19 protein-coding genes and 2 tRNA genes are annotated in these 17,229 nt (G+C 58.6%); 10 read left to right on the top strand and 11 right to left on the bottom strand.

Features of this window, described 5'->3' with window-relative positions; translation table 11 throughout:
• Positions 1–401: 401 nt before the first annotated feature.
• The 6 genes from EKM85_RS07265 to EKM85_RS07240 form a co-directional block, all read right to left on the bottom strand.
• A complete protein-coding gene (locus tag EKM85_RS07265) occupies positions 402–1,382 on the bottom strand; it encodes a serine hydrolase domain-containing protein (RefSeq protein ID WP_125585608.1) in 981 nt (326 codons plus the stop codon).
• Positions 1,383–1,447: 65 nt separating this feature from the next.
• Complete coding sequence (locus EKM85_RS07260) at positions 1,448–2,293, bottom strand: VOC family protein (protein ID WP_225418955.1); 846 nt, start codon at positions 2,291–2,293, stop codon at positions 1,448–1,450.
• Between the two features lie 189 nt (positions 2,294–2,482).
• A complete protein-coding gene (locus EKM85_RS07255) occupies positions 2,483–4,363 on the bottom strand; it encodes an ABC transporter ATP-binding protein (protein WP_164510704.1) in 1,881 nt (626 codons plus the stop codon).
• Complete coding sequence (locus EKM85_RS07250; protein WP_125585605.1) at positions 4,363–6,093, bottom strand: ABC transporter ATP-binding protein; 1,731 nt, start codon at positions 6,091–6,093, stop codon at positions 4,363–4,365. Before EKM85_RS07250 ends, EKM85_RS07255 begins: the two co-directional genes overlap by 1 nt.
• Complete coding sequence (locus tag EKM85_RS07245) at positions 6,086–6,745, bottom strand: TetR/AcrR family transcriptional regulator (RefSeq protein WP_125585604.1); 660 nt, start codon at positions 6,743–6,745, stop codon at positions 6,086–6,088. The genes EKM85_RS07250 and EKM85_RS07245 overlap by 8 nt, the downstream gene beginning before the upstream one ends.
• A gap of 154 nt (positions 6,746–6,899) precedes the next feature.
• Entirely contained in the window at positions 6,900–7,607 is a 708-nt protein-coding gene (locus EKM85_RS07240; protein WP_125585603.1) for a histidine phosphatase family protein, read from the bottom strand.
• 89 nt (positions 7,608–7,696) lie between these two features.
• Between EKM85_RS07240 and EKM85_RS07235 the strand changes: the two genes are divergently transcribed.
• A complete protein-coding gene (locus EKM85_RS07235; RefSeq protein ID WP_125585602.1) occupies positions 7,697–8,017 on the top strand; it encodes a hypothetical protein in 321 nt (106 codons plus the stop codon).
• On the top strand, positions 8,010–8,192 hold the full coding sequence (locus EKM85_RS07230) for a hypothetical protein (RefSeq protein WP_125585601.1): 183 nt from the start codon (positions 8,010–8,012) through the stop codon (positions 8,190–8,192). Before EKM85_RS07235 ends, EKM85_RS07230 begins: the two co-directional genes overlap by 8 nt.
• A 34-nt stretch (positions 8,193–8,226) precedes the next feature.
• Here EKM85_RS07230 and EKM85_RS07225 read toward each other — a convergent pair whose 3' ends face one another.
• A complete protein-coding gene (locus EKM85_RS07225) occupies positions 8,227–8,424 on the bottom strand; it encodes a hypothetical protein (RefSeq protein WP_125585600.1) in 198 nt (65 codons plus the stop codon).
• 93 nt (positions 8,425–8,517) lie between these two features.
• On the opposite strand from EKM85_RS07225, the gene EKM85_RS07220 reads away from it, so the two are divergent.
• Positions 8,518–8,850, top strand: a complete 333-nt coding sequence (locus EKM85_RS07220; protein WP_125585599.1) for an ASCH domain-containing protein — start codon at positions 8,518–8,520, stop codon at positions 8,848–8,850.
• 181 nt (positions 8,851–9,031) lie between these two features.
• Here the strand turns inward: EKM85_RS07220 and EKM85_RS07215 are convergent, their stop codons facing one another.
• The 3 genes from EKM85_RS07215 to EKM85_RS07205 form a co-directional block, all read right to left on the bottom strand.
• Positions 9,032–10,111, bottom strand: coding sequence for an FAD:protein FMN transferase (locus EKM85_RS07215; protein WP_125585598.1), 1,080 nt, complete (start codon positions 10,109–10,111; stop codon positions 9,032–9,034).
• A gap of 195 nt (positions 10,112–10,306) precedes the next feature.
• Positions 10,307–10,377, bottom strand: a tRNA-Gln gene (locus EKM85_RS07210).
• A 356-nt stretch (positions 10,378–10,733) separates the two neighbouring features.
• A tRNA-Gln gene (locus tag EKM85_RS07205) sits at positions 10,734–10,804 on the bottom strand.
• A 159-nt stretch (positions 10,805–10,963) separates the two neighbouring features.
• Here EKM85_RS07205 and EKM85_RS07200 point away from each other — a divergent pair.
• From EKM85_RS07200 to EKM85_RS07185, 4 genes are all read left to right on the top strand, one after another.
• A complete protein-coding gene (locus EKM85_RS07200; protein ID WP_125585597.1) occupies positions 10,964–12,397 on the top strand; it encodes a C69 family dipeptidase in 1,434 nt (477 codons plus the stop codon).
• A gap of 85 nt (positions 12,398–12,482) precedes the next feature.
• Positions 12,483–12,656, top strand: a complete 174-nt coding sequence (locus EKM85_RS07195) for an AAA family ATPase (RefSeq protein ID WP_125585596.1) — start codon at positions 12,483–12,485, stop codon at positions 12,654–12,656.
• Between the two features lie 83 nt (positions 12,657–12,739).
• A complete protein-coding gene (locus EKM85_RS07190) occupies positions 12,740–12,973 on the top strand; it encodes a P-loop NTPase family protein (protein ID WP_125585595.1) in 234 nt (77 codons plus the stop codon).
• Positions 12,966–13,616: a TMEM175 family protein gene (locus tag EKM85_RS07185; protein ID WP_125585594.1), complete on the top strand. Its 651-nt coding sequence runs from the start codon at positions 12,966–12,968 to the stop codon at positions 13,614–13,616. Before EKM85_RS07190 ends, EKM85_RS07185 begins: the two co-directional genes overlap by 8 nt.
• Before the next feature lie 337 nt (positions 13,617–13,953).
• Here EKM85_RS07185 and EKM85_RS07180 read toward each other — a convergent pair whose 3' ends face one another.
• The gene (locus tag EKM85_RS07180; RefSeq protein WP_125585593.1) at positions 13,954–14,259 is read right to left on the bottom strand and encodes a hypothetical protein; all 306 of its coding nucleotides are present in this window, start codon (positions 14,257–14,259) and stop codon (positions 13,954–13,956) included.
• A 630-nt stretch (positions 14,260–14,889) separates the two neighbouring features.
• Here EKM85_RS07180 and EKM85_RS07175 point away from each other — a divergent pair.
• The 3 genes from EKM85_RS07175 (at position 14,890) to EKM85_RS07165 (ending at position 17,153) form a co-directional block, all read left to right on the top strand.
• On the top strand, positions 14,890–16,074 hold the full coding sequence (locus EKM85_RS07175) for an RNA-guided endonuclease InsQ/TnpB family protein (RefSeq protein WP_125585592.1): 1,185 nt from the start codon (positions 14,890–14,892) through the stop codon (positions 16,072–16,074).
• Between the two features lie 161 nt (positions 16,075–16,235).
• On the top strand, positions 16,236–16,763 hold the full coding sequence (locus EKM85_RS07170; protein WP_225418953.1) for a hypothetical protein: 528 nt from the start codon (positions 16,236–16,238) through the stop codon (positions 16,761–16,763).
• 39 nt (positions 16,764–16,802) lie between these two features.
• Positions 16,803–17,153 carry a hypothetical protein gene (locus tag EKM85_RS07165; RefSeq protein ID WP_125585591.1) on the top strand — a complete coding sequence of 117 codons (351 nt, stop codon included), beginning with the start codon at positions 16,803–16,805 and terminating at the stop codon, positions 17,151–17,153.
• The last annotated feature ends 76 nt before the right edge of the window (positions 17,154–17,229 follow it).

Genomic DNA, 17,229 nt, shown 5'->3' with positions numbered 1-17,229 from the left:
GTTTGCAGCACAGCGGCCAGGGGATATGTGTTCTTCTTCGATACCAATGAAGCTCAGGTCGCTACTGGTATTAAGATCACCAGCTCACATTTTAGATTGTAGTACCGTGCCCAGTCTATCTTCATCCGATAGGCCGGGCTCTTTGCTCTTGCCGTCAGCCAATTTTAGCTCAGGGTTAGCCTGTCCAAGCCACCTCAGCCCGCCCGCCAAGGAGCGCGTTCATGGTGTTGCCAAGGGCCGGGCGGCCGGAGCAGGGAGGGGGCTCAGTGGTGAAATTGTTCTTAGCCGACTTGTCGGCTTAGAACAAGCCCCGACTGAGAGACTCGCTTGCGAGGCTCGAAGCGGCGGCCACCACTCTAGCTTCGCGTCGCCAGCCCCCTCCCTGCGGAGGCCGCCCTGCCCTATCCCTGGGCCAGAAAGGCCGCGATCAGTTTGTCGCGGGCCGTGAGGAAAGCCATGTTCGGGGTCGGGTGGACGCGGTTGGTCAGCACGATCAGCGCCTGCTTGAGGGCCGGCTGGATCAGCCAGAAGGTGCCGGTGTAGCCGGTGTGGTACAGCCACAGCCGGCCGGCGGCATCGCGCCGCAGGTCCCAGCCGAGGCTGCGGCCCAGCCCCCCGGTGGTCTCATCCCTGAGGATCCCGGCAAACGCACTTGGCCACGCCGGACTGCGGCGCCGGCCAAAGGCGTACTCGCTGAATACGATCAGGTCGGCCAGGCTGGCAAACAGGCCGGCCGAGCCGCTGTGCACGCCGAGGATCGCCGCTTTGGGGTCGTGGACCACCCCGCGCCGGAGGCCGGCCGCTTTTGAATAGCTGGTCGGTACGCACCGCGCTGGGTCCGGGGCGAACGTCGCCGCCGGCAGGCCCAGCGGGGCCAAGACGCGGCGCTGGATCAGCGCCTGGATCGGGGCGCCGTAGACTGCTTCCAGCGCCCAGCCGGTGAGCAGGAGGTTGACGTCGCGGTAGACGACCTCGTGATCACACTCGGCGGTCACCTTCAGCTGGGTGATCAGCGCCTGCCGCAGGGCCGCGGGCGCCAAGTCGTCGCGGTGCGGGATGTAGCCCTCCAGCCCGGAGGTGTGCGTCAGGGCCTGGCGAAAGGTCGTGGCGTGCGGGAAGTCCGGCAGGAACGTTTGGATGCGATCGTCAATGCGCACAAGCCCTTCGCTGACCGCCTGCAAGAAGACCGTGGTGGTCCCGATCACCTTGGTCAAGGAGGCCACGTCGTACAGCATCCCCGCGTGCAGCGGCGTGACTGTCGGCTGCCAAGTGGCATCCCCGTAAACTTCCACTTCGAACGCCCCATCGTGCAGCCACGCCGCCGTCACCCCTGGGGCCAGCCTGTCTTTCACCATCTGCTTTGCTGCCGCCATGACGTCCATCTGCCTCGCCTCCTAGGCTTTAGTATACCGCAAGCAAAAAGCCGACCCGCAGCAGGTCGGCATTTTTAGGCCAGGGAGAACCAAACGGTCAGCCCGTTTGGCCCCTCGATCATCAGGTAGTCGTTTTGCGCGTCGAACTCGAACTGCTTCCAGGCGTGCGTGGTCAGGTTCATCCGCAGCAGGTTGAGCATGCTGAGGTTAGGGACCACCATGCTGAGGTAGTGGGCACCAGCGGCGTTGTCCGGACGCGGGCCCAGCTTTTGGGCCTGCACCTCGATGCCGATGTGCCGGGTGTTGTCGCCCACCGTTAAATACGCCCAGTCCTTCGTCTTCTGCTGGCGAATGAAGCCCAGCAGCTGCTGGATGTGAGTCACCGTCTGATCCAGGCGCGGGGTGGCCACCACCAGCCGGCCAATGAACGTCGGTGGCGGCAAAACCGGCAGGCGCGCCGCGGGCTTGGGCAAGCGCGGCGCAGTCAGCGGCTGGGCCACGGCGTTCGTAAAGTTGTAGCCGCGCCCGGCCACCAGCCGCGGGCCCTCATCGTACTCCAGGATCACCTCGGTGCCCTCGGGGTCCTTCAGGCGCACGCCGCGGCTGAAGCCGGTTTTGAACCAGGGGCTGAGGGTGGCGTCATGGGCCTTGAGCCAGGCCACGTGCTGCAGCACCTCCGACCAGGTCGGCACCGCCAGGGCAAAGGCGCTCAGCCCGGCGGTGGGGGTTTTGGTCACGACGCCCCCGGCCTCCAGCACGACCAGCACCCGGTGGTTGGCCTTGAGCCCCAGCAGGACCCGCCCGGGCTCCTCCTGCAGGATCTCCAGCCCCAGCATCGTCGTGTACCAGTCCCGCATCTGCGGCAAGTCCTGCACCAGCAGCGCGACAAAGCCGATGCGCGACGCGGGATTCAACATCATCTGAACCACATGCTCACCTCCTGCCTTTTTGCCCTCAAGCATAGCCGGTGAAGCAAAAAAGCGCACGTATTTTGCCTCCGGCTGACCAGCGGCTTGAAAACGCAAGCGAGGGCTGACCGCCGCTGGACGCAAAAAAAGGACCACCAGCCAACGGCAAAATGCCGCCAGCGAGTGGTCCTCAGGGTGCGCTTAAATCGTGGTACTACCGCTGAACTGACTGTTGTACAGGTCAGCGTAAAAGCCATTTTTCGCCATCAAATTATCGTGATTCCCGGTTTCAACGATCGCGCCGTGATTCATCACAATGATGTTGTCGGCGTCGCGGATCGTGGACAGCCGGTGGGCCACCACGAAGCTCGTGCGGCCTTCCAGCAGGCGCGCCATCGCGTGCTGAATATGGACCTCAGTGCGCGTATCAACCGAGCTGGTCGCCTCATCCAGGATCAGGATCTCAGGATCGGCCACAAAGGCGCGGGCGATCGTGATCAGCTGCCGCTGGCCCTGGGAAATGTTGGAGGCCGATTCGTTCAGCACGGTGTCGTAGCCCTTCGGCAGCTGGCGGACAAAATTATCCACGTGGGCCGCCTTGGCCGCGTTCAGGATCTGCTCGTCGGTCGCGTCTTCGCGGCCGTACTTCAGGTTATCCCAAATCGTGCCGGTGAACAGCCAGGTGTCCTGCAGCACCATCGCGTAGTGGCTGCGCACGTCCTCGCGGCTCATGTCGCGAATGTCTTTGCCCCACATGCGGATCGAGCCGCCGGAAACGTCGTAGAAGCGCTCCAGCATGTTGATGACCGTGGTCTTCCCGGCCCCGGTCGGCCCGACGATGGCGATCATCTGCCCCGGCTCAACGGTCAGGTTGTAGTCCTTCATGAGCAGCGGACTGCCCTGGTAGCCGAACTGAACGTGATCCATGACCAGCGGGTGCTTGTCGCCTTCGATCGGGGTGACGCCGGATTCAATGTCTTCCATCTCGGGCTCGTCAAGCACCTCGAAGACCCGCTCGGCGGACGCGATGGTGTTTTGAATCGTGTTGGCCAAGTTGGCCAGCTGCGAGATCGGCTGGGAGAACTGCTGGGTGTACTGCAGAAAGGCCTGCACGTTCCCCAGGGTGACCGTCCCGTTTGAGACAGCGATCCCCCCGAAGATGGCGACGAACACGTACCCCAAGTTATTCAGGAAGGTCATCAGCGGCATGATGATGCCGGAGACGAACTGCGCCTTCCACGCGGAGTCATAAAACGCCTGGTTCTCGACTTCAAACGCCGTCATCGCGTCTTCTTCGCGGTTAAAGGACTTGACGATGACCTGCCCGGCGTAATTCTCTTCAACATAGTTGTTGAGCAGCCCCAGGGCCTTCTGCTGGCCTGCAAAGTACTTCTGCGAGCGCGGCGCCACGATGCCGACGATCACCAGGCTCAGCGGAATGGTGACCAGTGCGATCAGCGTCAGCTTCCAGGAGATCGTCAGCATCATCCACAGCGTGCCAATGAAGGTGAAGGTACTGGTGACCAGCTGCGTCAGACTCTGCTGCAGGGTCGAGGCGATGTTGTCCATGTCGTTGATCGCTCGGGACATGATATCGCCGTTGCTGTGGGTGTCGTAGTAGTTGATCGGCAGCCGCTGCATCTTGGCCTTGAGCTCCTTGCGCAGGTCGTACACGGTGCGCTGGGAGATCCGGGTCATGATGAACTGCTGCATGAACGAGAACGCCGCCGAAGCCAGGTACATGAAGATGACGAGGATCATGATGTCCTTGATCTTGTCAAAATTGATCGGGAACTGGCTCATCGGGATGCCGGCTTTTTGCTGCGCGACGCCCTTCATGTAGCCCTTAAAGATTTCCGTGGTCGCTTCCCCTAAGATCTTCGGGGTGCGGATCTGAAAAATCGTGGAGGCGATGGCAAAGGCGACGACGATGGCAATGCCCACCAGGCGCGACTTCATGTAGCCAAATAGGCGGAAGGTCGTGCCCCAGAAGTTCTTGGGCTTTTCGACGAGGCCGCCGCGGGCGCCTGGCCCGTGGCCACCGGCTGGCCGCGGCGTCGTAGTGCTTTTCGATTCAGCCATTATTTTTCATCCCCTTCGCGAATTTGTGAATTGACGATTTCCCGGTACGTCTCGTTGTTGGCCTTCAGCTCGGCGTGCTTGCCGCGGCCGACCATCACGCCATTATCCAGCACGATGATGGTATCCGCGTCCGCAACCGTCGACACACGCTGGCCGACAATGACGACCACACGCTGCGAGATCTTCTCGTCGTCCTTCAGGGCCTGGCGCAGTTCGGCGTCGGTCTTAAAGTCCAGCGCGGAGAACGAATCATCGAACACGTAAACCGCGGCGTCCTTGATCAGCGCGCGGGCGATGGCCAGCCGCTGCTTTTGGCCGCCGGAGAAGTTGTCCCCGCCTTGCTCGACCCGGTAGTCCAGCCCTTCCGGATTGGCCGCGATGAAGTCCTTGGCCTGGGCGATCTCCAGCGCGTGCCAGATCTCGTCGTCCGTGGCGTCATCGTTGCCGTACTGCATGTTCGAGCGCACCGTCCCAGCAAACAGGTTCGCCTTCTGCGGCACAAACGCGATCTGGCGGTGCAGTTCATCGAGGTCAACGTCCTTCACGTTCAGGCCGTTGACCTTGACCGCTCCTTCCTCCACGTCGTAGAACCGCGGGATCAGGTTGACCAGCGTACTTTTACCGGACCCGGTGCCGCCGATGATGGCCAGGGTCTGCCCGGCCGTCATGTCAAAATCGACCCCTTGCAATGCGGGCTCTTCGGCGCCGTGGTAACGGAACTGCACGTGGTCAAACTGCAGCTGCGGCGTGGTGCCGGCGATCGGCCGCGGCTTAGCGGGCGTCTTGATGGTCGTGGTCTGATCCAGCACTTCGTTGATCCGGACGGCCGAAGCCTGCGCCCGGGGAATGAAGACGAAGATCATCGACAGCATCATGAAGCTCATGAGGATCTGCATGGCGTAAGTGATGAACGCGATCAAGTTCCCGGTTTCCATCGCTTGGGCGGCGATCAAATGACCGCCCCACCAGTCGATCGCGATGTTGGTCCCAGACATGATCAGCGTCATGACTGGCATCATCATCGCCATGATGGAGAAAACCTTGACCGCATTGTTGGTGTAGTCCTGGTTGACCCCTTCGAAGCGCTCCTGCTCAAATTTATCCTGCCGGAACGCCCGGATGACCCGGACCCCGGTCAGGCCTTCACGAAAGACCAGGTTGATGTTATCGGTTTTTTGCTGCATGCCGCGAAACAGCGGCACCGCAAACTTCATGACGATCCCAATGAAGATCGCCATGATGGGCAGCACGACCAGAAAGATCAGCGTCAGCGTGTGGTTCTTCTGGTAAGCCAGAAAGCTTGCCCCGATCAGCATGATCGGCGCCATGATCATCATACGCAGGATCATGACCCAGACGTTTTGGATCTGCGTGACGTCGTTGGTGGTCCGGGTGATCAAACTGCTGGTGCCGATCTGGTCCATTTCATCGTGCGAGTAATTGATGACCTTCCGGTACACGTCGCTGCGGATGCGCTGGCCCAGCTTTTGGGACACGCGCGCCGCCAAGAAGACGTTGCCGACCGCAGCAACGGCACTGATGACCGCAAACGCGATCATCTTGAAGCCCTCCTGCCAGATGTAGTTGATGTTCCCGGTGGCGACCCCGTTGTTCACGATGTCGGCGGTCAGGTTGGGTAAATAAAGGCTGGTGATGACCTGGACGATCATGAACAGCACGGCCCCCAGGATCTGGGGCAGCGAGACCCGCCCTTTGGCTAATTTAATCATGGCTTTCCTCCTTCGCGTCCACAGCCCCGTACTCAAGCCAGTTGAGCATTTTGGCCATGCGCGCTTTCAAACTTGCCGGCGAGACGTTCTCCCCGGCCTTGAGCCGGCTGTAATAATAGCCGATCGACTGCATGAATACCCACATCACCTGCCGAAACAGCATGCTGACTTCCTCGTCAGACTGGGCCCGCAGCCGCGAGCGGTCGACGTGCTCCAGCGTGTATGACAGAAAGGCCTTCTTATGGTGCGGCTCCTGGCTTTTAGCGGCTTTGCTTGAGAAATGCGCCGCGTGGTGGAAGTCCATGTACAAAAAGACGTTGGCATAGAATTCCCGGTGTGTGCCCACTAGCAGCTTATCGATCGCCGCGTCAAAAAAGTCGCCCATCATGCCGAAGAGGTCCCCGTCATGCGCGGTCATGGCCTGCTCAAACAGTGCTTCGGTCTGCGAGCGGGTGCGGTCTAGTAAATAGAAGAAGATGTCGCTTTTATCGTCGAAGTACTGATAAAAACTACCGCGCGGGATCCCAGCATCCTTAATGATGTTCGAAATGCTGGCATCCGGAAACGGTGCGCGCGAGAACTCATCATAAGCGGCCTTGATCAGGCGGGCCCGCTTGGCTTCCGCCAGGCGGAAGAAGGTTGGTTTTGGCATACGTGCTCCTTTCGTGCAAGATGACATATCGTCATGTGACAAGATGTCATTATACGCGCATTGACCTGAAAAACAACCCGTTTTCCACCCCGTTTCAGAAAATTTTTGCGTAAAAAAAGGGCTGGGCCATCGCCGCTCGATGACCCAGACCGCTTTACTTCTGATCGTGCACCGGCGCTTTTGGCGCCTTGCCGGCCAAGGCCAGAATGTCCTTGGTGGCAGTCAGATCCACCCCGCGTACCTGCCAGTCGCTGCCGGTCACATCGACCCGGGTGACGCTCGTGTTTTTCAGCATCGTCACCGGCAGGGTTTGCGGTGCCAGCTGGTAGATCAAGGCGCTCAGGCTGATGCCGTGCGCCACGACCAGCACGTCGGCGTCCGGCTGGTTGGCCGCCACAATGGTGGTGAACACCCGCCGCACCCGGCCAGTCAGCTCTTCAAGGGTCTCGGCCTGGCCCGTGTCGTCCATGGCGTGGAAGTTGCGGACCAGGGTGCGAAACTGCGGTGCGTCCAGCCACATCTTGGCAAAGGCGCGCAGCCCGAAGCGCTGGGTGGTTTTGCGCATCAAGGCGGTATTCTTCATCCCTTCATTGCCGCCAAAATAATACTCGCGCAGCCCGGCCTTCTCCTGCAGGCGCGGGGCGTCCGGATGCACGGCCAGGATCGCCTGGGCCGTGGTGATGGCCCGCTTTCGATCCGAGCTGTAGGCGGCATCGAAGTGGATCGGGGCCAGCAGCGCGCCGAGTTTCTCGGCCGCCTCTTGGCCCTTGGCCGTCAGCGGAGCGTCCGTGACCCCCTGGAGCTTCTGGGCCCGGTTCATTTCGGTTTCGCCGTGGCGAACTAAGTACAACCGCACTGTCATCGCAAGGCCTCCAATCTATACTTTCCCTTGGTTCCATGGTATCATATTCCGCAGTAATTCTACTCGGACCCAAGACGGAGGTGGCTGATTTGGACCTGGCAACGCAAGTGCTCACATACATTAAGGACCATCCGCAGCAGACCACTGTGATCCGCCGCGGCTACCAAAATACGATCAGCTTTCGCCTCAAGGACACGTTGATTTTTCCCGGCCTGCACGAGTGGTTTCCTGAAAATCGGCTGAACGCGTTCAAGCTGGCCGATTCCTTCATCTCCCATCACCGGCGCCTCGTGCGCTGGCTGGGCGAGGTGATCGACCCGGACGACCCCCCGGAGCCGACCGAGCTGTGGCTGACCTTCAGCCACGTCACCGACGCCAACTTCCTGTACGTCGAGGTGTCCTTTGAATAAGCAGCTCGCCGAACTGGAAATGCGCGCGGTGCAGGCCGCGATCCTCGCCGCCCTGCTCTGGGCGATGCGGGCGGCCTTCAACTGGCCTTGGCTGCTGTTTGCGGCCCTCGCGACCATCATCTACGGCCTGGGGTGCCTCGGCTACGCGCTGTTCATCTGGCACCTGCGCAAATAATCGTCATGACTGCCCAATTTGGCAGTCATGACGATTATTTTTTACGCCGGGCCTTGCGCCCCAGGATCGCGTAATCGGCCAGCGAGATCACCAGCGCCACGATGATCAGCGTCTTCGTCCAGGTCGGCCCCAAGGCGGCGCGGTTCAGCCACACGACGATCAGCAGGACCAAGGCAATGACTTGATCGATCATCTGCTGGAATAAGTGCTTTGATTGCTGTGGATCGGACATGACGATTCCCCCTCGTTGATGCTCATAGTTTAGCACGTCTGGCTGGCGTTTGTCTGCGGCCGGCGTATACTGCAAGTAAACGGAGGTGGCCTCATGGACATGGCAATTACTCATGACCAGTTTAAGCTGATCCAAGCCGGGACGAAGACGATCGAAGTGCGCCTCAACGACGCCAAACGCCGCGCCCTTCGCCCGGGCAATCACATCACGTTTAACGACCTGGAAGACGGCAGCCGGCTGCGGGTGGCGGTCGCGGCCATCGACCATTTTCCGAGCTTCGCGGCGCTGTACACCGCCTACCCCGGCCTGCAGGTCGGCGCCGCGGCGCATGACTCGGTCGCCAAAATGACCAAAGACACGTACCAGCACTACACCCCGGCCCAGGAACAGGCGAACGGCGTGTTGGCCATTCACCTCGCCCTATAGCAGGAGGCTGAGCCACAAAGCGGTTTTTGCCCAAAACGCAAGCGTCCCTGCATCACGATTCGCGCATTTCGAATCGCGGTGCAGGGGCGTTTGCGTGTCTGGGCGTTGCTTTGTGAAACGCGACTAGGGCAATGATGGCTCATCCTGTTTTTTGTGGTCACACTGCCAAGGTTGCGCCGCCCTACGCCTTGAAGTTGCCGGCGCGGTACTTGGTGCCACCGAGCAGCTTAAAGTCAGCCTTCAGACCGTTGGTGATGTAGACCTTGTTGTCGTTGGTGACGAAAATCGCCTCGATGTTCTGGCTGCGCTTGTGGTTCATGTAGGCGAGCCCGCCCTGCAGGCCCTTATCAAAGGCCGCGTTGGACAGCGCATCCCCGTCGACGCTTTCCTTGGACACGATGGTCACCGAGGCCAAGTTGTTCTCGTACGGGTAACCCGTCTTGGCGTCGAACAGGTAGATGTACTTGTGACCGTGCGACATCAGGTACTGCTCATAGGTCCCGGCCGTGACGACCGACATGTTCGCCGCGTGGATGGTGCCCAGCGGCGTGCCGCGACTGGCCTTGGGATCCTGAATGCCCACCGTCCACTTGCGGCCCGGGGCCTTGGGCGAGTGGCCCATGACGATGACATTGCCGCCCAGGTCGATGATAGCCGTGGTCACGCCGTCATGCTTGAGCGTGTTGCGCACCTGATCGGCGACCCAGCCCTTGGCGATGCCGCCAAAATCTAGCCGCATCCCCTTTTTGGTCAGGTAGACGGTGCGCTTTTGGGCGTTGAACTGCACGTCGCGCCAGTTCACCAGTGGCAGGGCCTTGGTGATCTCGGCGGGCTTGGGGACGCGGGCACCGGGCAAGCCGATCTTCCACAGGTTCGTCACCGCCCCGATGGCCATGTCGAAGCTGCCGTTAGAGTTTTCCGAGAAGTACTGCGCCTTTTTGAGCAGCGGCCAGAAGTCCTTCGGCACGCGGACCGGCTTGATCCCGGCGTTGGCGTTGATCGCGTCGAGCACCGACCCGCCGCGGGTCAAGGTCGCCTCGCTGTCGATGTGGCGGATCGTCTTGAGCCCGTCGGCCACGGCACGCTTCTTGCCGCTGTCGTAAACCGTGACCTTGCAGATGGTGCCCAGCGAAAACTCGCTGTCGGTGTATGGATTGTTGGGCCGCAGCTTGGGTGCCGCCTGCTTGTGGCCGCAGCCGGCCAGGGCGAGGGCCACCACGCCGACGCTCAGCACTTGGAGAATCCGTTTGCCTTTCAACATGTTCGATCCCTTCCAGAAAAAATACATTTTCCAGTATAGGCTTTCTCGATCGGCTTGCCACCCCTAATAGCGCCGCGGCGCTCACGGCAAGGCGGATCTCGGGGCTGGCCCGGGGGCAAAGCGCCGGCCGGGCCAAAGTCCCGAAAAAAAGCCGGTCTTCACAAGGCGCTTGTGAAGGCCGGCTTTTATATCTGATTGGGTAGATAGGGATCGAACCTATGATTATGGATTCAGAGTCCACTGCGTTACCACTTCGCTACTACCCAATAATCTCAGGCACGAGTACTAGTTTAGAAAACGCAGCGGGGCTTGTCAACTGTTCACGCCAAAAACCCGCAAAGAAGATGGTCCGGCGGCCATTTGCGCCTTAACTGGGCGCTAGTTCACTGCTCACACCCGTCACTTTGTCACTCGCGCCAAGCAAACAGGCTGACCTGCGGCGTACCCGTCCCCTAGGTACGCCAGCCCTGCACAGCTCAATTTTAGGGCGTGGTAATTAGTTCGACCCCGTTTGGCAGGCCATTCCGCGAGTTGCCGACTGCCCACAGTTATCCAAAAAACTAGAAAAGCCGCGCCTCACAAGGGCTGAACGCGCTTGTGAAGTACGGCCTTTATTATCTGATTGGGTAGATAGGGATCGAACCTATGATTATGGATTCAGAGTCCACTGCGTTACCACTTCGCTACTACCCAATAACTTAACAACGAGTAATATCTTACGAAAAATTGCCCCGCCTGTCAATTGATTCCGGTAAATATTTTTGCCGGGCGCAGTTTGCCGCCGCGCCTTACTGCAAAGCCCGGCAGAATGGCGTACACTGATTGTACAGTCTTTGGAAATGAGGGGTAAGAATGAAAATCGAATCTGCCTGCACGTCCATTCTGGTGGGGAAAAAAGCCAGCATCGACGGCAGCACCATGATCTCCCGCAACGACGACACGTTCCACGTGCTTGCGCCGCACCGCTTCTACATGCACCCGGCCTGGTCTGGGCAAAAGGGGCTGCACGTCAAGTCCCCGCTCAACGGCTTTGAAGCCGATCTGCCGGAAAACGGCTACCGGTACAACGCGGTGCCAAACGTCGACACCGAACACGGCGGCGACTACGAGGAATCGGGCATCAACGAGAAGAACGTCGCGATGTCCGCCACCGAATCGACGTACGGCAACGAGCGCGCCTTGGCCTTCGATCCGCTGGTCAAGGACGGCCTGGATGAGGACCTCATCGTTAACATGACCCTGCCGTTTGTCGAAAGCGCCCGCCACGCCGTTGAGTACCTCGGTCAGCTGATCAAGCAGTACGGCTCACCGGCCGGCAACTCCGTCCTGTTTTCCGATAAGGACAACGTCTGGTACATGGAGATCGTCACCGGACACCACTGGGTCGCTCAGCGCATCCCCGACGACGCGTACGCCGTGGCCGCCAACGAGGTCGCCATTCAGCAGGTCGACTTCACGGACAGCGACAACTTCATCTGGAGCCCCGGCATCCAGGAATTCGTCGCGCAGCACCACCTGAACCCGGACAAGGAAGGCTGGAACTTCCGCCACATCTTCGGGACGTTCAACGAAAAAGACCGCCACTACAACACGCCGCGCGTCTGGTACGCCCACCACATCCTGAACCCGGAAGTCAGCGAGACGCCGGAATCCGGCGAGCTGCCGTTCATCATGCGGACCAGCCACAAGATCACCCGCGAGGACATCGCGCAGATCCTGGGCTCTCACTACAACGAGACGCCGTTTGACCCGTTCGCGAAGGATTCGACCGACGCCGACCGCCTGCGTTACCGCCCAATCGGCCTCAACCGCACTCAGAACTCCCACATTTTGCAGCTGAGAAACGACGTCGACTTCGGCCACGCGGCGATCATGTGGCTGAACATCGGCATGCCGACATACAGCCCGTATGTCCCGTTCTACTGCAACGCCGACGACACCGACCCGTCGTACTCACAGACGCCGATGACGCTGGACCTGGATCAGGACTCTGCCTACTGGCTCCACCGCAGCTTGGGGATGCTGGTGGAAAGCCACTACAGCAAGTTCATCCAGCAAAACCGCGACTACCTGACCGAGCAGTACCGCCTGTACCGGATCCACATTGCGGAAACCGACGCCGCCACCAAGGATTTGGCCGGCCAGGCGCTGACCGACGCGCTGACCCAGGCCAACTACAAGCTGGTCGCCGCGGTCAAGGCCGAGGCCAAGCGTCAGATCGCCAGCATGCTGATGCAAGGCATGGAGCTTTCCAAGCTGACCTTCAACATGGACAAGAATCTGTAAAATTGACTTGATTCGCACCCGCCAACGACTGGCGGGTGTTTTTTTGGCCAGATTGCGGCATACTAGCACCAAAGGAGGTGGCAAGATGACCGCGACCCTCATTCTGCTGCGCGGCAATTCCGCCAGCGGCAAAACCACCCTAGCAAACAAGCTGGCCGCCCGGCTGCCCCAGGCCCAGACGCTAGTCCTGCATCAGGACATGCTCCGGCGCGACCTGCTGCACGCCAGGACCACGAAGACACGCCTGCGGTCCCCCTGATCGCGACGCTGGCCGCGTTCGGCAAGGCCCACTACCACTACACAATCGTTGAGGGCATCCTGCGCCGGGACGTGTACGGCGCCATGCTGGCCCGCGTGCAGGCGACGTTCGCCCCGCGCGCGTTCAGCTACTACCTGGACCTGGCGTTTGAAGAGACGGTGGCCAGGGACGCCGCAAAGCCCCAGCCGTTCGGCCCTGACCGGCTGCGCCGCTGGTGGCGACACCAGGACTGGCTGCCGCAAGACCAGGTGCTCACGGCCCCTTCGACCACCGCGTTGGCCGAGCAAATTTTTCTCGAGGTGACCCGCAATGAGTAAATCACGGATCGACGCGCTCAGCGATGGCGTGTTTGCCATCCTGCTGACCATCCTGATCTTGGAGTTTCAACCGGAAACCATTAAGCCGGGGTCGCTTTCCCAGCTGGTCAGCCACCAGGCGCCGTTATTTTTGATGTACGTGCTCTCCTACTTCTACGTGGGCACCAACTGGCTGTTTCACCACGACTACTTCCAGTACGTCAAGCGCACCAACCGCACCTTGAACGTGCTCAACTTGTTCGTGCTGTTCACCGTCACGCTGGTCAACTACGCGATGGTGCTGCTGATCGAAGCCCTGCTGGACGGCAACAAGGGTGACATTCGCCTGGCCTTCATCGTGTACGACGGCGTGGCGCTCTTGATCTCCTTCTCCTTCCTGCTGCTGTACCGCTACCTGGAGCATCATCCGGAGCTGCAGACCATCGAGCGCAGCGGCATCACCAGCCACTACGAGCGGATTCGCCTGGATCCGGCCCGCAGCGTCAGCATCTACCTGCTGTCCATGATCGCGACCAGCTTCTCGAACCTGGTCGCAGGGGTCCTGCTGGTCGCCGGCGTGGTCTTCCACTTCATCGCGTATCTGCGGTTCTCGCGGGTCGTTCACATCGCGACCAAAGAAAAATCAGAGAATCTTACCAAATAACGGCTACAAATCAATCACGCCAGAGATTCTAGATTTCTCTGGCGCGGGGCAGTGCGTGAGCCAATAGTTTAAGGCGTTATACTCCGACCACTAAGCACGACGGCAACATAGGCGCTTACGATCGATCGACGCATGCTTACAAAACAAGGGATAATTCACCAGCCACAAAATAGTAAAAGACCCTCTCAAAAACGAGGGCCCTCCAGCAAGATGATTAATCAGCACTAATTGACACAGCCCCCGACTTTAACAGTACGGACCCACGAGCGATCTCTAAAACCAAGGCTGTCGCTCCGCCGTGGAATCAGGCAGACAACTTGGACTCAGCAACAGCTATCTATTGCTGACGATTGTCAACTAATCGATACGCGGCGATGAAGTCACGGTGGCGAACGATCACGCAAAGCGAGCGGCTTGGATTAGGAAAGGTCGCGCTACCGTCAGGTCCAGAGTAACGCAACGTTTTGGCGCGCGTGGGGCCAACTACTACAATCCCTTCGCTCGGAATTTTAGTGCTCTGTGGCCAAAAATGTACGGCCAAAACACCAATGGCGATGCCGAGAAGCAGGGTAATTCCAAACTGAATGACGCTCTTGATGATTTTCTTTCTCTTCATTATCCGATGCCGAAAACCCTGATCCATTTCAGGGCCTTCCCGCCCTCCTTATTTTTACGAGTCACCGTAAGTAAAAACTTCTTCAAAAAGAATACTCACCCCAACTAGACAAATCCGGTAGTTTAACGCCGGACTTGTAATCGTTTACATGTTAAACGTACGATTATTTGGGCAAATGTCAATCGGACAAAGCCACTGTTTGTCATTGGGATTTAGAACATGGCGATGGTGCTGGCTAAGCCCTTTAGCCAAATCACCACAAAAATATCACACTTTTGGTCCATGCTTGCTATTGTTAGTGAGTACCTAATAGCGCCCATTCAAAATGCCGAACCTACTAACTTTGTACTAAATGCAATCGTAATGACCAATAGCGCGGCGTGAACGCTCTATAATGGTAAACACATTCTATAATGGTAAACACATAAGGAGGCACTTAACAGTAACCAATAATGTCCTACAATGTGTTCATTTGTCGTACTTTGTCAACCTGCAGTAATCAAGTGGAAGGCAGAATGACTAGTGCGACAAGATGATAAACTCGTGAAAAATTACTGACTGATGCATGGAGACGGGATGACGTCTTTCATCTTGTCTTGACAATGCGCTTTCATCTTCATTTGCTATGATTTTCATCGGTGAAATGGAGGTGAAAGCATGTTGAGAACGCACAAGATTCGTTGTTACCCGAATGCGACCATGCGCCGGGCACTAGCGCAGGCATGCGATTACCGCCGCTATTGTTACAATCAAGCCCTTGCCACGTGGAATGAGATGTATGACGCGTCAGTGGTGCTGGCGGATAAGACGGCACGGCCCAACGAACGAAAGGTCCGTGACGAATTGGTCGCCAACAAGGCGGACTGGCAATATGCCCGTTCAGCACGGATCTTGCAACTGGCCGTGCATGACCTAGCCCAGGCGTGGGAGAATTTCTTTAACCCCACGATGCCGGACCATCGCAAGCCGCGGTTCAAGTCGAAGAAGCGCAATCGCCAAGCCTTCAAAACGGACAGGGCGACCATCGTGAATGGTAAGCTGCGGCTGGATAAGCCGCAGAACTATCATGATCGGTGGTATGACATTCGCTTGGCCGAGGCGCCGCGCTGGCAAGGCGTGATTAAACTGACTGCGATCGTTAAAGAGGCGGATGGTTACTACGCTTGTCTAAGCATGGAGGAGACCAAACCAGAACCGTTGCCTGAAAATGAACGGATTTGTGGCGTTGATGCCAACATTGGTAAATTCGTTTATAACAACGGTGCGGCCATGTCAGCCATTCGCGTCTTGACCGAGCAACTCACCAGTTTGTATCATCGGGTATCGCTGTATCAGCGCCGGCTTGCCCGCAAGCGTCAGACAAATCCAAATCACTTCCGTTCTAACAATTACCGCGCAACGAAAACCAAGTTGCAGCGGACCTACCAGAAAGTGACGAGGATTCAAAGTGACTTCATGCAGAAGCTGACGACCATGCTGGTGAAGGCCAACGGCACGATTGCCATTGAAGACTTGGATGCCTTGCATATGAAGATGAATAAACGACTAGCGAAGAACTTACACCGCTCGTTGTTCGGTCGCTTCAAAGTGCTGATGAATTACAAGACGCAATGGTACGGACGTCAGTTAGTGATGGTCGATCGGTTCTATCCGAGCACACAGCGATGCAGTCGGTGCGGATTGGTGAAGGCCGGCGATGACAAGCTGACCTTAGCTGGTAACGCCCTTCACGGCACCAAACATCACGAGTTTCATTGTTACGGCTGTGGCGCTCAACTTGAGCGCGACGAGAATGCCGTCCAGAATTTGATTCAATACGCTCAGGGGCAGGCTATGTCCTGAAGGTTCAAGAGCCAGTCAATGTTGCGAGGTGCATACCGACGTAAGAATACTGGTGTTGACGGGACCAAATAAAATAATGAATGTAAAATTAGGAAAGGAAAAATATAATCCTTTACTAGTGTCATTAGACATTCTTCCACATTTTATATAGCAGTGATCGAATGCGTAAAGCAAACCGGCGTCATCAGAGAACAATGAAAAAGGCCCGCAAACGCCGCTGGCCGCGGGTGCTGGCCCTCCTGCTGGGGCTGATCGTCCTGCTGGGCGTTCTGCTGGTGGTATTCTTCACCCCGCTGAACAACACCTACCGCAGCACCACCGGCAACGACACGCCGGCCGACACCGCGGTCAAGTCCGCGGTGGTCAAGCAGATCCAGGCCCGCAAGACCGGCAATCCGACCGTGGATGCCGCCATCGACCAAGCGGCAACCACGTTGCAAAACACCCCGATGAAAAGCATCATCCAGGCCGCCGGGGACCAAAGCAAGCTGGCCGGCCTCCTGCAGACCAAGGCCGGCGTGCCAGCTGCTCAGGCCAACGTGGCCGCCTCGGCAGTGTTCGCCAGCCCTGAGCTGACACCGCTGCGCCAGGCGATCGCGGCCGGCGATTACGTCAAGGCGTACCAGGAGTACCAATCCTTAAGCGCCACCGCCAAAACCCAGGCGGCGAGCTTGCTGGGGTCTTATTAGCCAAGTGGCAAAGTGAGTGTCGAGTGAATGGAGGAATGCATGGTGGCAGCACATTTTCATAGCGCAGACGGCCGGCTGTTTCGCGAGCCGCGCTTGAACGCCCTCATGGCTGAGCACGGCGGGCGCCCCACGATCGAACGCAAGCAGGGCAAGTACCTCGCCCTGCTCATTGCGGCCACCGTCGCCTTGATTGCGATGCACCTGTACTACCCGACGCTGGACATGGTGCCGCTGCTGTTCGTCTTCACGTTCGGCGGGCTCTACCTGCTGCGCGATGAGTACATCGTCCACCCTGGCGGGGAGACCATGACGCTTTCCTACCATGACGTCGCCATCATCCTGGGTAAGCAGCATCAACGCCCGATTGTCTTCGTGCCAGACGAGGACTAGCAAGTGGCTGAGACATAAATCGAAGCTGCAAAAAAAGGCCGACCGTTCTACCAGAATATTTCTGGATAGTTCGGTC

The organism is Lacticaseibacillus jixianensis, from assembly GCF_003946485.1.
In the GTDB taxonomy this organism is placed as follows: Bacteria; Bacillota; Bacilli; order Lactobacillales; family Lactobacillaceae; genus Lacticaseibacillus; species Lacticaseibacillus jixianensis.
The sequence above is the reverse complement of the archived record's forward strand: the minus strand, read 5'-3'. Positions and strand labels throughout refer to the sequence as shown.

Bases quoted from the DNA above. Each gene is read 5' to 3' on its own strand.
- EKM85_RS07265 (WP_125585608.1), bottom strand. From the start codon at position 1,382: ATGGACGTCATGGCGGCAGCAAAGCAGATGGTGAAAGACAGGCTGGCC.
- EKM85_RS07260 (WP_225418955.1), bottom strand. From the start codon at position 2,293: ATGATGTTGAATCCCGCGTCGCGCATCGGCTTTGTCGCGCTGCTGGTG.
- EKM85_RS07255 (WP_164510704.1), bottom strand. From the start codon at position 4,363: ATGGCTGAATCGAAAAGCACTACGACGCCGCGGCCAGCCGGTGGCCAC.
- EKM85_RS07250 (WP_125585605.1), bottom strand. From the start codon at position 6,093: ATGATTAAATTAGCCAAAGGGCGGGTCTCGCTGCCCCAGATCCTGGGG.
- EKM85_RS07245 (WP_125585604.1), bottom strand. From the start codon at position 6,745: ATGCCAAAACCAACCTTCTTCCGCCTGGCGGAAGCCAAGCGGGCCCGC.
- EKM85_RS07240 (WP_125585603.1), bottom strand. From the start codon at position 7,607: ATGACAGTGCGGTTGTACTTAGTTCGCCACGGCGAAACCGAAATGAAC.
- EKM85_RS07225 (WP_125585600.1), bottom strand. From the start codon at position 8,424: ATGTCCGATCCACAGCAATCAAAGCACTTATTCCAGCAGATGATCGAT.
- EKM85_RS07220 (WP_125585599.1), top strand. From the start codon at position 8,518: ATGGACATGGCAATTACTCATGACCAGTTTAAGCTGATCCAAGCCGGG.
- EKM85_RS07215 (WP_125585598.1), bottom strand. From the start codon at position 10,111: ATGTTGAAAGGCAAACGGATTCTCCAAGTGCTGAGCGTCGGCGTGGTG.
- EKM85_RS07200 (WP_125585597.1), top strand. From the start codon at position 10,964: ATGAAAATCGAATCTGCCTGCACGTCCATTCTGGTGGGGAAAAAAGCC.
- EKM85_RS07195 (WP_125585596.1), top strand. From the start codon at position 12,483: ATGACCGCGACCCTCATTCTGCTGCGCGGCAATTCCGCCAGCGGCAAA.
- EKM85_RS07190 (WP_125585595.1), top strand. From the start codon at position 12,740: ATGCTGGCCCGCGTGCAGGCGACGTTCGCCCCGCGCGCGTTCAGCTAC.
- EKM85_RS07185 (WP_125585594.1), top strand. From the start codon at position 12,966: ATGAGTAAATCACGGATCGACGCGCTCAGCGATGGCGTGTTTGCCATC.
- EKM85_RS07180 (WP_125585593.1), bottom strand. From the start codon at position 14,259: ATGGATCAGGGTTTTCGGCATCGGATAATGAAGAGAAAGAAAATCATC.
- EKM85_RS07175 (WP_125585592.1), top strand. From the start codon at position 14,890: ATGTTGAGAACGCACAAGATTCGTTGTTACCCGAATGCGACCATGCGC.
- EKM85_RS07170 (WP_225418953.1), top strand. From the start codon at position 16,236: ATGCGTAAAGCAAACCGGCGTCATCAGAGAACAATGAAAAAGGCCCGC.
- EKM85_RS07165 (WP_125585591.1), top strand. From the start codon at position 16,803: ATGGTGGCAGCACATTTTCATAGCGCAGACGGCCGGCTGTTTCGCGAG.